Annotated in this window: 10 protein-coding genes; 4 read left to right on the forward strand and 6 right to left on the reverse strand. The window is 63.7% G+C overall.

The window, feature by feature from the left end; all coding sequences use genetic code 11:
• Window position 1 precedes the first annotated feature (1 nt).
• Window positions 2-2,659 carry a putative bifunctional diguanylate cyclase/phosphodiesterase gene (locus HCN58_RS16865; protein ID WP_210266038.1) on the reverse strand — a complete coding sequence of 886 codons (2,658 nt, stop codon included), beginning with the start codon at window positions 2,657-2,659 and terminating at the stop codon, window positions 2-4.
• 337 nt (window positions 2,660-2,996) lie between these two features.
• Window positions 2,997-8,258: an apolipoprotein A-IV repeat region-like domain-containing protein gene (locus HCN58_RS16870; protein ID WP_171580525.1), complete on the reverse strand. Its 5,262-nt coding sequence runs from the start codon at window positions 8,256-8,258 to the stop codon at window positions 2,997-2,999.
• A gap of 387 nt (window positions 8,259-8,645) precedes the next feature.
• On the opposite strand from HCN58_RS16870, the gene HCN58_RS16875 reads away from it, so the two are divergent.
• Window positions 8,646-9,023 (forward strand): Hpt domain-containing protein, encoded by a 378-nt coding sequence (locus HCN58_RS16875; protein ID WP_171580526.1) that lies wholly within the window; start codon window positions 8,646-8,648, stop codon window positions 9,021-9,023.
• A gap of 136 nt (window positions 9,024-9,159) precedes the next feature.
• Window positions 9,160-9,480, forward strand: a complete 321-nt coding sequence (locus tag HCN58_RS16880; protein ID WP_028348595.1) for a 2Fe-2S iron-sulfur cluster-binding protein — start codon at window positions 9,160-9,162, stop codon at window positions 9,478-9,480.
• Window positions 9,481-9,494: 14 nt separating this feature from the next.
• Here the strand turns inward: HCN58_RS16880 and HCN58_RS16885 are convergent, their stop codons facing one another.
• Window positions 9,495-9,959: a hypothetical protein gene (locus tag HCN58_RS16885; RefSeq protein ID WP_171580527.1), complete on the reverse strand. Its 465-nt coding sequence runs from the start codon at window positions 9,957-9,959 to the stop codon at window positions 9,495-9,497.
• Between the two features lie 13 nt (window positions 9,960-9,972).
• Window positions 9,973-10,428 (reverse strand): acyl-CoA thioesterase, encoded by a 456-nt coding sequence (locus HCN58_RS16890; RefSeq protein WP_171580528.1) that lies wholly within the window; start codon window positions 10,426-10,428, stop codon window positions 9,973-9,975.
• Between the two features lie 159 nt (window positions 10,429-10,587).
• On the opposite strand from HCN58_RS16890, the gene HCN58_RS16895 reads away from it, so the two are divergent.
• Window positions 10,588-11,616 carry an NAD(P)/FAD-dependent oxidoreductase gene (locus HCN58_RS16895; RefSeq protein WP_171580529.1) on the forward strand — a complete coding sequence of 343 codons (1,029 nt, stop codon included), beginning with the start codon at window positions 10,588-10,590 and terminating at the stop codon, window positions 11,614-11,616.
• A gap of 124 nt (window positions 11,617-11,740) precedes the next feature.
• Window positions 11,741-12,349 (forward strand): DUF2147 domain-containing protein, encoded by a 609-nt coding sequence (locus HCN58_RS16900; protein WP_171580530.1) that lies wholly within the window; start codon window positions 11,741-11,743, stop codon window positions 12,347-12,349.
• Here the strand turns inward: HCN58_RS16900 and HCN58_RS16905 are convergent.
• Window positions 12,346-14,334 (reverse strand): SGNH/GDSL hydrolase family protein, encoded by a 1,989-nt coding sequence (locus HCN58_RS16905; RefSeq protein WP_171580531.1) that lies wholly within the window; start codon window positions 14,332-14,334, stop codon window positions 12,346-12,348. The two genes, HCN58_RS16900 and HCN58_RS16905, sit on opposite strands and share 4 nt — an antisense overlap.
• Before the next feature lie 97 nt (window positions 14,335-14,431).
• Window positions 14,432-15,487 carry a lysylphosphatidylglycerol synthase transmembrane domain-containing protein gene (locus HCN58_RS16910; RefSeq protein ID WP_171580532.1) on the reverse strand — a complete coding sequence of 352 codons (1,056 nt, stop codon included), beginning with the start codon at window positions 15,485-15,487 and terminating at the stop codon, window positions 14,432-14,434.
• Window positions 15,488-15,523 lie beyond the last annotated feature (36 nt).

Below are 15,523 nucleotides of genomic sequence, written 5' to 3' on the forward strand. Positions count from 1 at the left end.
CTCAGCTAGCCGTCTTGAGCAAGGGGCCCGCGCCGGCTTTCATGTACTCGGCGTACAGCTCAGCCTTGTGCGGGCGTCCGATCAAATAGCCCTGTAGATCGTCGCATCGCTCGCGCATCAAGATCGAAAGCTGTTCGTTGGTTTCGACGCCTTCGGCAAGCACCGGCACATTGAAGCCGTGAGCGAGCCCGATCACGGCGCGCACGATCGCCAGTGAGGGCGCATTGGACCCCAGCGACATGACGAAGGAGCGGTCGATCTTGATGCGGTCGAGCGGAAACGCCTGCAGATAGGACAGTGACGAGTAACCGGTCCCGAAATCGTCGAGCGCGATCATGACGCCAAGTGATTTGAGAGATTTGAGGGTCTGGCTCGCGCGCGAGATGTCTTCGATCAGGACACCCTCGGTGATCTCCAGTTCGAGCCGCGATGGCGGCAGGCCGCTCTCGCGCAACGCCGTTCGCACCTGCTGTTCGAGATTTTCCCGGCGAAACTGCGCGGCCGAGACGTTCACCGCAATGCGCATGGTTTCATCCCACGATGACGCCTGCCGACAGGCTTCCATCAGAACCCATTCGTCGATTTTCGCAATCGAGCCGCTATCCTCGGCGACCGGGATGAACTCGCCGGGCGTCACCAGCCCGCGCAGCGGATGCTGCCAGCGAACCAGCGCCTCAAAGCCGGTTATCTTGCCATCCCGGTGACGCTGCGGCTGATACTCCAGGTACAGTTCACCATTGTCGACCGCGGAACGTAGATCGTGCTCCATGGCGCGACGGTCCCGCAACTGCCGATCCATCGCGTTAGTAAAGATACGCGTCAGCCCGCGTCCTTCGTGCTTGGCGCGATAGAGCGCCGCGTCGGCGTTAGCCAGCAGAGTAGCCGGGTTGTCGCCATCGCGTGGGTAGAGTGCCACGCCGATGCTGAGGTCGATCTCCAGGGCGTGGCCGTCGATTTCGATCGGACGCCTGAACGCGTCGCGCATTCTGGCCGCCAGCAGTTCCGCGGCTCCGGGCAGGGGCACCTGCTCCGTGATGGCAATGAATTCGTCACCGCCGACGCGCGCGACATAGGCTCCTTGGGCGGCCTGCCGCAGCCGGCGGGAGACTTCCCGCAACAGGGCGTCGCCCATCGAATGGCCGAACAGGTCGTTGACCTCCTTGAAATGATCGAGATCGATGCAAAGCACGGCAAAGCTGCCGCCGGCTTCTCCCGAATCTTGCATCAGCGCGGAAAGGCGAGCATCGAACGAGGCGCGATTGGGCAATTCGGTGAGGAGATCGTGCGACGCCAGATATCTGACCTTCTGTTCGGCGCGGTTGCGCTCCGTTATGTCGAACGCCACCGAAACCATGCCGGCCTTGCCGTGATACGACAGCGGCCGCGATTCAATCACGACCTCGATGAGGTCGCCGCCGGAAGTCTTGTGGATGACAGGCTCCTGCGATGTGCGGGCCGGCTCCGCCGGAGAGCAGCCGTCTGCGCTGAGGTCGTGCTCCGACATCGAGAGCAGTTCTTCGCGGGAATAGTGGTAGTGGCTGCACATCGCGGCATTGACCGCCAACAGCCGCCTTGTGTCCGCATCTGCCACCCACATTGGCAGCGGGTTCTCCTCAAACAGCAGCCGGAACGAAGCCTCGCTGCGTTTGAGGTCGGTAATATCGACACGAATCCCGATGCTGCCGCCGTCCGCTGTCCGCCGCTCCTCGATCCGGCTCCATCTGTCGCCCGGCAATTGTTGCTCGTGGGAGCTTTGCGGCAGGGCATGGCGGGCCATGCGTTCGCTGAACCATTCCTCCTCCCGCCCGACGGCGTCGGCATATTGCTGATGCGTCAGCCCGGCGCGAAGAATATCTTCGAAGCGAGCGCCCTGAACGATGGCCGCCGTATTCGATGCATAGAGCTTGGGGTATTGCCGGTTCCACAAGACCAGCCGATCGTCCTTGTCGAATATCGCCAATCCCTCTGGCACGACGTCCAGCGCTTCGGTCAGATAGGTATGCGCGGCGCGGGCTCGCTCTCCCTCTTCGGCAAGTCGGGCCTGAGTTTCGATCAGCCGGACGAAATTGCCGAAATTCGTGTTGATCATCCGAATGAACAGAACCAGCAGCAGGCCGAGGTTCATACCGATGCAAACCAGAAGCGGCTCGCCGGAAGCGAGCAGACGCAGAGCGAGCGGCAGTCCCGCAATGAGCAGCGTCAGGCGGGACGCCGGTGGGAAGCTGCCAAGACAATAGGCGGCGCCGATGCAGCCCATGAAGACGAGAAGCGAGATCGGCGCGCGAAGCGCGGGGTCCACCGATTCGATTAGCGCCAAAGTCCAGATGAGAAATCCGGCGGGCAAGGTGGCGGAAAGAATCCGCATCCGCGCTAGAAACCGATAGGAGTCTTCCGGCGTGAGCTCGACGCCGCGCATCCTGATCCACTGGATCATGCGAATGACACTGACGATCAGAAGCGCACCGGGCAGAGCAAATCTCAGCCACCCGTTTACGGAGGAGGGCAGAACGAAGCCGACGCTGATGCTGTCCAGCAGCAGCACCGCATAGAGAATCGGAACCTGGTTGGTGAGGATGCGGAACTGTTCGCTCACGAGCGCGCGGCCGTGCGGCGTCGCGCATTCGCCGACGGCGAACAGGCTTCGCGCCCTGGAAATCAAGTTTATGCCATCTCTTCCCGACACGGGTTCGGAAGCTAAGCGGCAATCAAGAATCTCTCGTAAAAACTCTTGGTAGCAATGAACTTAATCAACGCGGAATCGCATGCTGTTCCGCCACATGCACGTCGGAATCCGGCAAATCTTCTGCTCGCGCTGCGGATAACACCGTGGTTCTACGGAGAGGCGTCTGGCCGATCAGATTGCGCGGACGCGGCAGCGGAATGCACGCGCGCAGGCGTGGTAAGCACGCGAGGCCGCCGCTCGTACGCTCACCCATGCAGGAAGGAAAAACGGAGGCATCATTGCCTCCGTTTCGTGTTCTGCAATCGGTCTCGCTCTACCCCAGCCGTCCCGCCGCGTGCGCGAGCAGGGTGTAGACCAGTCCGGTCTCGGAGGTGAGGTGGCCGCGTAGCGCCTGCGGTCCGCGATCCTCGCGTGCAACTTCGTCCAGGAGCCGTTCGAATTCGGCGATATAGCGGTCGACCGTCTGCTTGAAGGCGCGGTCGGCACGATATTTGCGGGCGACTTCATCGAACGCCTTCTGGCCGGCCGGCGTGTAGAGGCGCTTGCTGAACGCCTTGCTCTCGCCGCGCTGGTAGCGATCCCACATTTCGGCGGCGAGATTGCGATCCATCAGCCGGCCGATGTCGAGTGACAGCGACTCCAACGGATTGACCGCGGCCTGCGGCGTGCGGCCCCGGGGCGCCTGTCCCGCACCTGCGTCGGTGCGGTGGAGCAGGTCCGACAGCCATCCGTCCCGGCCGGCGTCCTGGCTCACCGGACTGACCGGCGGAGCTTCGGCGCGGCGCGGCGCTGGCATGCCGAGATCCGGCGGCGGCAGGGTCGATGCACTGCCGGCGTCGCGCATGCGCACCTCGTTGCGGCCGCCGGCGGCAGCTGCCATCACGGGCTCTTCCTGGCGTTGCACGCTGGCGCGGCCGGAGGTCACGACGTCGAGACCTCGGCCATGATGCGCGACGATCCGGTTGAGCTCGGCGAGTGCCTCGATCTGGTCGACGATCACCTTGCGCATCTGCGCGGTGTTGTCGGCCGCCTCCTGCGGCATCTCGAGCACGCCGCGGCGCAGCTCGTTGCGCGTCGCCTCGAGCTCCTGATGCATCTCGGCCGCCATCTGCTTCATGGACTGCACCATCGCAGCGAACTTCTCGGTCGATTGCTTGAACATCGCATCGGTTTCATGCGTGCTCTGCTGGTACAGATCGTTCATGGCGTCGAGGGTCTGCTGCCGCTCGTTCTCGGCCGCAGCGCGCACGGCTTCGAACTGGCGGCTGATCGCGGCCGATCCGGCGCCGGCGGTTTCCGCCACGACGCGCGCGATATCGCGTGCACGTTCTTCCGCCGCGGCGAGCGATTCATCGAGCAGGCCGGTAAAGCGCGACAGGCGCTGGTCGAGGTCGGTGGTGCGCAGGTCGATGGTGGTGACCAGCGATTCAAGCTGCGACTTGCGATCGGCGACCGACGCCGTGGTGGAGCGGTTGGCCTGTTCGACCATGCCGGCAGCCTCGACCAGCGACTTGCCGTGCTTCTCGAACTCGCCCGACAGCGCGCCGAGATCCTCCAGCGCCTTCGTGGTCTTCGAGTTGAATACGGTCAACTGGTCTTCCAGCGTCTGGGTAGCGACGCCATTGCGGGCGGTGACGTCGTTCATGGCGGATACGAAGTCGGCCACGCGGGTCACCAGCGCGCGCTCCAGCGAATTGAGATTGTCGTGGGCGCCGGTCAGCACTTCCTGCAGCAGGATGTTGCCTTCGCGCAGCCGCTCGAACAGCGCCACCGTGTCGGTGCGCAGGATCTTGCTGGTCTCCTGCATTTCGGTGACGGCGGCGATCGATACCTGGCGCGACTGGTCGATGGCCGAGCGCGATGCCTGTTCGAGGTCCTTCAGCGACTTGGCCACCGCGCCGGTGGCGAGGTCGCCCGCGGTGGTAATCGTGCGCGCGACCTCCGAACCGTGGGTCGACATCGATTGCGAGAACGCCTGGCCGCGGGTTTCGATCGATTTCAGGGCGTCGGCGGTGACGCGATCGATGTCGGTGGTCAGTTGCGTGGTCCTGGTGCTGAGCGCCTCGACCAGCGAACCGCGGCGGCTGTCGACGATCTGCGCCAGACGATCGGTCTGCTGCTGAACGTAGGTGACGATTTCGTCGGTCTTGCCGGTCATTGTCGAGCCGAAATTGCTGCTCGCGGCGAGCACCGAACGTTCGATATCGGCCGAGGTCGACTTGACCTTGGAGCTGACCTCATTCGTTGCGGCGACCAGCGCGCTCTGCGCGTTCTGCGCGGTGGTCTGGATGATATCGGTTGTGCTGGCGGTGACGGTGCCGAGCGAACGCTCCATATCTGCGGCGATCGCCTTGATCTGGTTGGCGGTCTCGGCAGAGGTCGCAGACAACGAGTTCTGGGCTTCGCGCGCGGTGCCGAGGATGGATGCCGCGGTATCGGTGCCGACCGCGGTCAGCGTGCGTTCGACGTCGATCGCCAGCGACTTGACGTGGTTGGCAGCCTCCGTGGACGCCGTTATCAACGTGTTCTGGGCTTCGCGTGCGCCCGTCGTGATCGACTCGGCGGTGGCATTGCCGGCCATCGAGAGCGAACGCTCCATGTCGGCGGCAAGCGCCTTGACCTGGGTCGATGCGTCAGCGGACGCGTTCATCAGGGTATTCTGGGCCTCGCGGGCGCCTGCCGTGATCGCTTCGGCGGTCGCCGTTCCGGCGATCGACAGCGAACGCTGTACGTCGGCCGCAAGCGACCTGACCTGATTGGCGGCCTCGGTAGAGGCGGCGACGAGCGTGCTTTGTGCTTCACGGGCACCTGCGGTGACGGCCTCGGCGGTTGCCGTGCCGGCCACCGACAGCGAGCGCTCAACATCGCTGGCGAGCGACTTGACTTGGCTTGCGGCGTCGGCGGACGCGGTCACCAGCGTGCTCTGTGCCTCGCGCGCGCCGGCGAGAACCGATGCGGCCGTGGCATCGCCCGCAGCCGAGAGGGTGCGCTCGACGTCTGCGGCGAGAGATTTGATCTGGGCGGCGGCCTCGGAGGAGGCCGACACCAGCGTGGTCTGGGCATCTTTGGCGCTGGTCAGGATCGAATTGGCCGCGCCGGTGCCGACGGCGGTGAGGGCGGCCTCGACCTCAGCCGAGGTCAGCTTGAGTTGTGCGCCGACATCGGAGGAAACTGTCAGCAGCGCCTGCTGCGCGGTGCGTGCGCCGGTCTGGATGGTCTCGGAGGTATTGACCACGAGGTTGGTCAGCGAGCGTTCGGCGTCCTCGACATGCGACTTGATGCCGGAGGATAGCATTTCGGCGCGCGACATCAGGTCTTCGCTGGCTTGGCGGCCACTGCTTTCGATCCGGCCTGCGACTGCCTCGATGCGCGAACCGAGCAGATCCTCGAACTGCGCGACGCGGGTGTCTATGTCGGTCGCGATGGCGCCGACCCGGGTCTCGACGCCGTTGGCAATGTCGCCGACGCGGGTTTCGAGGCCCTGGTGGATTTCCTGGAAGCGCGCCTGGATGGTGTCGGTCAAATGGGCGCTGCGGCCGTCGATAGTCTCGGTGACGTTGGCAACACGATGGTCGATCGCGGCAATCGCCTGTGCGGTGCCCTCGGTGAGCGAGGAGGTGAGCAGGCTGAGCCGCTGGTCGATCGACTGGATCGCCTGCGCCGCGCCGTCGGTCAACGAGGTTGCCAGCGTACCGAGGCGGCCATCGATGGTTTCGGTCACGGATCTGGCGCGGGTGTCGAAGGTCGTTTCCAGCGATTTGAGGCGGCCGTCGATGGTCTCGTCGAACGACTTGATCTTGTTGTCGAGCGAAGTGTCGAGGCTGCTGACGCGGGTGCCGAGCTGAGTTTCGAACTGCAGCAGCCGCTGATCGAGGGAAGCGGTGATCTCGCCGCTGTTCGAGACCAGGCGGGTGTCGAAGGTGTCGACGTAATTCTTCAGGCTGTCTGATATCTCCTGGGTCCGCTGGCCCATGCGTTCGACGATCTCACCGCCGAAGGTTTTGACCGTGCGGTCGAACTCCGAGATATGCCGCGTGATCAGCGCGCCGAGCGTGCCGCTGTCGCGGGCGAACTTTTCCGCCAGCTCGGAGCCCTGGTTCTTCACCAGCTCGTCGAAGGCACTCATCTGCAGTGCAAGGCTGTCGTGCGCGCTCTCGGTCTGGCTGATCACCTTGGCGACCAGCGTGTTCACGGTCACGTCCAGCGCGTCGCTGGCCTTGTCGCCCGAGGTGAGAATGCGGCTCGCGAGGCGGTTGCCGGCATCGTCGATCTTGCTGACGAGATCGCCTGAGCGCAGCTCAAGTTCGAGCAAGAGCGAGTCGGAGGAATTCTTCAGGGAGTCGTGGACCTGCTCGGTGCGGTCGGAGATGCCGTCGACGATGGTCGAGGAGCGCTGCTCGAATTCGCTGGTGATGCGGTCGAGACGCTCGTTCAGCATCTCATGGACGCGATCGGCCAGATCGACGAATTCGTCATGGACGTGCCCGGTCTTGAAGTTGAGGCTGGTGGTCAGCCGCTCGGATGCGTCGAGCACGGCACGCGTGGTCTCGGCGCTGGCTTCTTCCAGACGGTCGAGCAGGTCGCCGCCGCGCTCGCCGAGCGCGAGGATCATGTTGTCGCCGGCATGGCTCAGGGCGCTCGTGATGTGTTGGCCGCGCTCTTCCAGTGCGCCGGTGATGCTTTTTGCGACCTCGTCGACGCGTGAGGCGATCGCGTCCGAGATCAGCGCGATGTCGTGGCGCAGATCGATCTGGACGCCGGAGATGGCGCTGCGAACCTGCTCGGCCTGGCCAACCAGATTGTCGCGCTGATGGGCGATGTCCTGCAGCAGCGCGCGAATGCGCACTTCGTTGTCGCTATAGGCGCGCTCCAGCGCTGCGACTTCATTGGCGACCAGCGTTTCCAGTTCGCCGGCGCGCGCGATCGCGCGCTCGACGCCGTCGCCCATCGCGGCGACTTCGCGGCGGATCGCCTGACCGACGGTCACCATCGAATCGGAGGCAGCACCCTCGGGCTCCGAGAAACGCATCGCAACCTGCGCCATCGACTGCGCGATCATCCGCATTTCCTGGCCGCGCCAGGCAAGGCTGGCGAGGAAATAGAACAACAGCACCGGTGCAAAGAACAACGCCGCGAGGCCGGCGAGCACCAGCACGCCGCCGCTCTGTCCGATCGCCGCCTGCAGCGAGGGCAGGAAGGCAATCGTCAGCAGAGCACAGCCGACGATCCAGACGCCGCCAAAGATGCTGGCAAGCGTGTAGACGCTGCGGGCAGGGCGGTTCTTCTGGATCGCCTGCAGGATCTGTCCGATGGTTTCGCGATCGTCATTGGCGGCACGGCGGGGGCTGCGCGGCTCTTCGATCGGATCGAACACTGCGCGCTCGGCGCTTCCGCGCGTGTCGAACGGCGTTTCGGAATAGGCGGGCGCGGCGGAGGGCATGGTCGGCGGCGGGAATTCGCCGCCAATCGAATTTCGGCTGTTGTCGACGCTCGTATCGCTGATGTTGAGCGCTTCCTGAATGGCGGAGAGCGCGACTTCAGTGGGATCTTTGACCTTCTTGGGATTGTTCGCCATGTTCAGTCCGAGCCCTCATAAACTTATGCATCCAGCCGCTCTTGCAAAAAGCCCCCGCAAGCTCGAAGCCGGATTCATAACCCCCGCGGACCGCAAGCATGCCCGCCGGCAGCTTGTCCGCTACATCCGCGAACATCCTATTGGTTGAGCGATACGAATGAAATGGCCGCGATTAAGACATTCTTAATCATCGTTAACAGCTTTGTTCCTTAAGGCCTTAAGGATGCACAGATTTTTGGAACCGAATCTGGGATCGTGGCAGATTATCGGTAAAAACAAGGCGAGCTTGCGGCAAAATCCGAGAACGTTCCGTTAACCGCTGTCGTGTTTGGCTGGCGAGCATGCCCCCCCGGGAATCGGTGCGGCGGGGCGATCCGGACCTTGCTCATGCCGCTTCATCTCGAACGGGTAGAATGGATGCCGTCGCCACCGCTGGCTCCCGGTGACGGGCTGATCGATTTCGAACATCTCAACCGCATGACGTTCGGCGATGCTGGCCTCGAGCGGGAGGTATTGACGATGTTCTCGGCCCAATCGGCAAGACTGGTGCACAGGCTCGCCGCCCTGCCTGCGGATGCCGGCGCGCTGGCGCACACGCTCAAGGGCTCAGCCCGTGCGATTGGCGTGTTTGCTGTGGCCGATGCCGCGGCCCGGCTGGAGGCGGTAATTGCCGGTGGCTCCGACGCATCAGCCACACTCGCCGAACTCGGCGAGGCGGTTGCGCAAGCGCGGGCAGCGATCGAAGCGGTTCTGCACCGTTCCTGAGCGGAAAGCGATCCGGATCTGCCAAAATCCCGGTAAAATGCTGCCTCAGGATTTCGTCCCGAGCGCTGGCGCTGTGCGGATCGACCCGTTATAGGACTGCCGGGACTCCTTACCTATTCCGGCAGCACGAGCGATCATGGCCAAAATCCACTTTATCGACCACACGGGCGAAAAACGAACCATTGAAGTCGAGAACGGCGCGACCGTGATGGAAGCCGCGATCCGCAACGCCATTCCAGGCATCGAAGCCGAATGCGGCGGTGCCTGTGCCTGCGCAACCTGTCACGTCTATGTTGACGAGGCCTGGCGCGAGAAGGTCGGCGCTCCGACCCCCATGGAAGAAGACATGCTGGATTTCGGCTTCGACGTGCGGCCGAACTCGCGCCTGTCGTGCCAGATCAAGGTGAGCGACGACCTCGACGGCCTCGTAGTGTCGACGCCGGAACGGCAGGCTTGAAGTCCGGAAGACGTTCAGCGCGATCCGGCGTTCGCGGTCTCCGCGAGATGGTCGTCAACGGCATATAGCGCGCAATCGGGCACGTGCTCCGCGCAGGCGGCGAGGGCAGCCTCCGCCTCGCGCGCCGACCGGCGGCCGGTGCGGAAAGTGAAAGCCCACTTTGGCGAGACGGCACAGGCCCTCAGAGCGGTATCCCGCGCGAAAACAGAGAATGGCCCTCGTCGCGTGCGGCGGGAAATCGATGACTGGGCCCACCCGCCGGCGCCAGTAAACGCTGCGTGGATTCTGCGCACCAGGTCGGGCCCGAAGAACTTGTCGTTCTGTGCGTAGATCCACAGCGTCGGAATCCGCGAAGGCCGCAACAGCATCGCTTCAAGTCCGCGCGGGCCAGCGGCCTCCATCGGAATACGCAGGTCCTCGCGATAGAACGGCTCGGCAGCAGCAGGCGGCATCGCGATGCCGACGATCAGGACAGCCAAGTCGCCGCGCACTTCATGTCGACTTTACTCCGCGGCGAATCCAGCGCTGGAAATTGGCCAGGATGTCCGGCGTCAACGGCGTTGGCTTGCGCGTGGCTTCGTCCAGCAGCACCGATACCGATTGCGCCGACGCAACGCATTTGCCTTCAGAGAAAACCACCTGATCGAAGGTGACGGAAGTTCGCCCGAACTGGACGACGCCCAGTCCCATTTCGATTGTGCCAGGCCAGCGCAATTCGGCGCGGAAATGCATGTCGAGCCGGACCATGATCCAAATGACTCCGTCCGGCATCAGCCCGTAGCTGCGGTCCTTCATCAGTGTGACGCGGCCGGTTTCGAAATAGGTCGCGTAGACTGCGTTGTTGACGTGCTGGTTGGGGTCAAGGTCGGCAAATCGCACATTGTCCGACAGACGATAGGGAAAATCCTCCAGACGCGGGGTCGCATCGGGACGCAAGTGGGCGTTCACGGGTTATCTCCGAAAATCTCGGCTCCCTTACAGCCCATTTGTCGAATGGCGGCAAGAGGTTGTCGCCGTCCCCAACGCCATATTATGGCTTTCCTGTTGCCGTCGGGTTGGCTAGACAGATGCGGCCTTCTCGCCAGGTTCAACCGAAAAGAAGCCGATATGAGCGAAGCGATCAAAACTGATGTGCTGATTATTGGAGCGGGTCCGTGCGGCCTGTTCGCCGTCTTCGAACTGGGCCTGTTGGACATGAAGGCGCATCTGGTCGACATCCTCGACAAGATCGGCGGCCAATGTGCCGAGCTCTACCCGGAGAAACCGATCTACGACATTCCCGGCATTCCCTTTGTCACTGGGCAGGGCCTCACCGAGGCGCTGCTCGAGCAGATCAAACCGTTCGGCCCGACCTTCCATCTCAACGAGATGGTGGACACGATCGAGAAAATCGGCGATCCGCTGTTTCGCGTGACGACCGATGCCGGCAAGATGTTTGAGTGCAAGGTGGTGGTGATTTCCGCAGGTGGTGGCTCGTTCCAGCCGAAGCGTCCTCCGGTGCCGGGCATCGAGGCGTATGAAGGCACTTCGGTATTCTATGCCGTGCGTAAGATGGAGCAGTTTCGCGACAAGAGCATCCTGATCGTCGGCGGCGGCGATTCCGCTCTCGACTGGACGCTCAATCTGCACCCGATCGCGAAGCGCGTGACGCTGCTGCACCGGCGCGACGATTTCCGCGCCGCGCCGCACAGCGTCGAGCAGATGCGTGCGCTGGTCGCGAGCGGCAAGATGGATCTGAAGATCGGTCAGGTGACGTCGCTCGAAGGCGAGGGCGGCAAGCTCTCGGCGGCCATGATGAAGGGCAACGACAACGCGATCTCGAAGATCGAGTGCGATACGATGCTGCCGTTCTTCGGGCTGACGATGAAGCTCGGCCCGGTTGCGAATTGGGGCGTCGCGCTCGAGAACAATCTGGTGCCGGTCGATACCGCGGCCTTCGAAAGCAATATTCCCGGCGTCTTCGCGATCGGCGATATCAACACCTATCCCGGCAAGCTCAAGTTGATCCTGTCCGGATTCCACGAAGGCGCGCTGATGGCGCAGAAGGCGCACCGCTACGTCTATCCGGACAAGCGGCTGGTGTTCCAGTACACCACCTCGTCGTCGAGCCTGCAGAAGAAGCTCGGGGTCAACTGAATCCCAAAAAGTGACAGGTGGGCTCGCGAAGCTTTGTCGGGGCGCGCGGCGATCGTCGCTGGAACCGTCCGCGAAATGGCCTTAGTCTGCGGCCATTCATTTGGGAATTGATCAGGTGATGACGATGCGCAAGCTGGCTGGATTTCAACTGATACTCCCGATCGTAATCGGGCTCGCGTTTGCCGGTGAACTCGCCGCACAGCCGGTGGAACCTTCTGCAGCCGGGCTCTGGGAGAAGGTTGAGAAGGGCAAGCCGGTCGGATGGTTTCTCGTTGTCGATCGCAATGGCGCCTTCGAGGGCGTGTTCGCCAAGCTGTTTCTCGAGGCCGGCGATGCTCCCAATCCGATCTGCTCGAAATGCACCGACGATCGAAAGGATGCGCCGTGGCTCGGGCTCTCCTTCATCCGGGACATGAAGCGTGACGGATTGAAATACGAGAACGGCAACGTGCTCGATCCGCGCGATGGCAAGATCTACAAGGCCAAGATGACGCTCAGTCCCGATGGGCAGACGTTGACGATGCGCGGCTATCTCGGCATCTCGCTGCTGGGCAGGGATGAGGTCTGGACGCGCCTGCCTGATACAGCGCTGGCGCAGGTCGATCCCGTGATCATCGCAAAATATCTGCCCGCTCAGGCCGCGGCGATGAAGCCACCCGCCGGTGCGGCAAAGGCTCCCGCAGCGCCCAAGAAGACCACGGCGCCAGCACCGGTTCCTGCACCTGCGCGCTAGTTCAATCCGGTTCTGCCCGGTGGGCGCGGCGCGTCCGGCACAACCGGTATTGGCTGCATTGGCTGCGACGTGACTTCAGGCACCGCCGCATCGAGCTGCAGCACGGCGGCGGCGGCCGGCACGGCGGCATCTGCCATCGCGGCGTGGCCCTCGGCGCTTGGATGCACCGCGCCGCCATAGACCGCGGACAGGACGCCCCAGGTCGCGTCATGGATATCGGACGGCTGCTGCGATGCCGGCAGGCCTTGCGGGTAGGTCATCGCCGCGAAGTAGCTATCGTTGGCGTCGCGAATCCAGCGCGCGCGCGGCAGATAGGCGCGGTACTCGCCGGCGCTGCGGCCGCACAGCATCGGCTGGTTGGCGGCCGTCACGATATCCGGATCGAAACTGTCGCCGGTCGCCGAGAAACACTGCCGGTCAAATTCGGGGTCGCTTTCGGCGCGTGCGCAGAAGCCGTGGCTGGCAAAACTGGGTTGATGGTTGTCGACGAAGGTCATGCGGTCGGCGCGCGGATTGCGGCACAGGATGCCCCCCTCACAGAGCGCCAGCGCTCGCAACTGCGGCAGGAATTCGCTCTCGACAAAGTTCGACACAGCGGCCAGCCGCTGCGGCTGGGCGTTGAAGGAGGGATGAATGTCGAAGCCGGCGCGTCCGCCGGGGCACGGCGCGCCGCCATTCGACAGCGTCGGATTGGCATAGGAGGTGTAGACCACCCGCGACAGGTCGCCGCCGAGCAGCGGCTTCAGCGCCTCGCGCAGCTTGGCAAACCCCTGCGGCAGGTCCCGCGTCATCGCACTGCGCGCGTCGTCCACCGAGGCCATGACGCCGCTGCGCCGAAACAGCGCGCGTTCGGTTGCCGTGTCCACGATGACATCGGCGACAAGGCCGGAAAAATAAATGTCGTTGGCGCCGATCGACAGCAGCACCAGGTCGAGCTTGCGATCCGGTTGGCGGCGTTTCGCGGCGGCGACGGCTTCACGCAGTTCGGCCAGTTGCCCGTTGACGCTGCCCTGGCACGCACTGCCCGATTTCGACGGCAGGCAGTCGCGTGCGCGCTGCGAGCCGAACAGCCCGTCGGCAATCGTGGCACCGGTGCAGGCCAGCGGCAAATAGGTCACCGCGATGTGCGGATATCGTACGGCAAGGGCCAGTGCGGTCCGGGTCTGATAACTGTAGAGCGAACGGTGGCAGGCAGGGTTGAACCAGAGCGCACTCTGCCGCTGCCAAACCGCCAGCAAATCGGGCGCCTCGCAAGCGCGCCCGCCTTTGTAGCCCGCGCGGCTCGGCCGGTAGTATTGCGCGGCTGCCGTTCCGAGATAGGAGCGAAAGCAGAAGCCTTCATCGGCCAGCGCAATGGGACGGTCCGGATTTCCCTCGCCGGAAGCGATGCTGTCGCCGAGGCCGGCGATGAAGATATCGCGCACCGCGATCTCGGTGAAGACGCGCTGACTGCCCTCCGAGCTGGATACGTCGGAGGTCACGACTGTGGTGCGGCCGTAGCGGACCCGGAGATTGACCGGTTCGGCGCAGTCGAAGGTGGAGGTTTGCGGGCCATCGCCGTCATCGACGGTCCAGGCGCAAGTCGCGCCGACCGGCACCGGGCCCGTCAGGCGGATCACGACCGGATGATCGATCGGCGTCAGATAGCTTTCCTTGACGTTGTCGCGCGTGCAGGGCTCGTTGACGCGGCCGGCGAGATCGATACATAGCCGATTCACGGTGTTGCGCGCCCAGCCGCGGCCGTCGCTCTGGATCGCCAGCACCTGCTCCGAAGCGAGCACGCTACGGCCGCGTCCGCTTTCGGCATGCAGCAGGAAATCCCGCTCCTCGCGGAACAGGCGGAAGCGGTTGCGCACCTCCCAGGAAATCTGGAGCGGCCCGTAGACGCCGGCAGTCTGGGCTTCCGCAGCGGGCGTGACTATTCCAATCAGCACGGCGGCAACCAGCGCGGCCGACATCATCGAACGTAGGAAAATTCCAGCCATGGCGTGGTTTGACGTTAGCGGTAAGGCAGAAATAAGAGAATGAGGCAGCCCCGGCCCAAAAGACCAGACGGCGCAGATAACGACGCCGTTACCAGCCTCAGGATTGTCGGCCCTTGATCGGTGGTCGCACCCGGGCCTTGGCTGTACAGGCTTCGCCGAGCCGGCGCCGTTCCAGCCAGGGCTGCAGCACGCTGAGCCAGAGTTCGCGCGTGCCCATGATCCAAATCGAGATGCCGAAGGGAATCAGGAAGTACAGGATCCGGAACACCACCAGCGTCGCCAGCAACTCTTCCCTGCTGAACTGCGGCAGCGCCACCAGCATCGCCGCGTCGAACACGCCGATGCTGCCGGGCGCATGGCTGGCGAAGCCGAGCAGCGTTGCCAGGATGAACACCACCGCCAGCGAAACGAAATCGATGTGCGGCGTCATCGGCATCAACAGATACATCGCCAGCGCGCAGAAGCCGAGATCGACGACGCCGATCAGGACTTGCAGCAGCGTCAGCCGGGCGGAGGGCAACACGACCTTCCAGCCGTTCTGGCCGAGTTCGCGGCGGCCCTCACCCATCAATAGCCAGACGAAATAGGCGGCGATGCCGGCAAGGCAGCCGATCGCGATCAAGCGGTTCATTGCTGGCGGCAACAGGTCCATCGCCGATGCCGCCTCGGGATGCCAGGCCATCCCCAGGCCGAGCACGAAGAGATTGCCGAGCCAGAAGGTGAGGCCCGAGAGGAAGCAGATTTTTGCAACATCGATTGCCGTCAGGCCATAGTCGGAATAGATCCGGAACCTGATCGCGCCACCGGTAAAGACCGTCGCGCCGATATTGTGGCCGATGGTGTAGCTGGTGAAGCTCGACATCGCGGCTATGCGATAGGGCACGTGCGTCTTGGCGATGGTTCGCAAGGCAAAGAAATCGTAGAAGGTCAGCGTGCAAAACGCCCCCACCACGCACAGCGCAGCCAGCGCGATGCGATGCGGTGCGATCTCGGTCAGCGCGGTCAGGATAATTCCGGTGTCCACCCCCTTCAGGGTGCGAACCAGCGTGGTGACCGCAAAGACGATGATGAGGAGGCTCGCAGCGATCCCCAGCCGTTTCCAGCCGATTTTTTCCTTGAAGCCACGCCCGAGCGCGGTCAGCAGCCGATGCATTCATCCTCCCGGCGGGGCGGCAACACGTAAAGATGG

The organism is Bradyrhizobium australiense, assembly GCF_013114825.1.
Classification (GTDB): domain Bacteria; phylum Pseudomonadota; class Alphaproteobacteria; order Rhizobiales; family Xanthobacteraceae; genus Bradyrhizobium; species Bradyrhizobium australiense.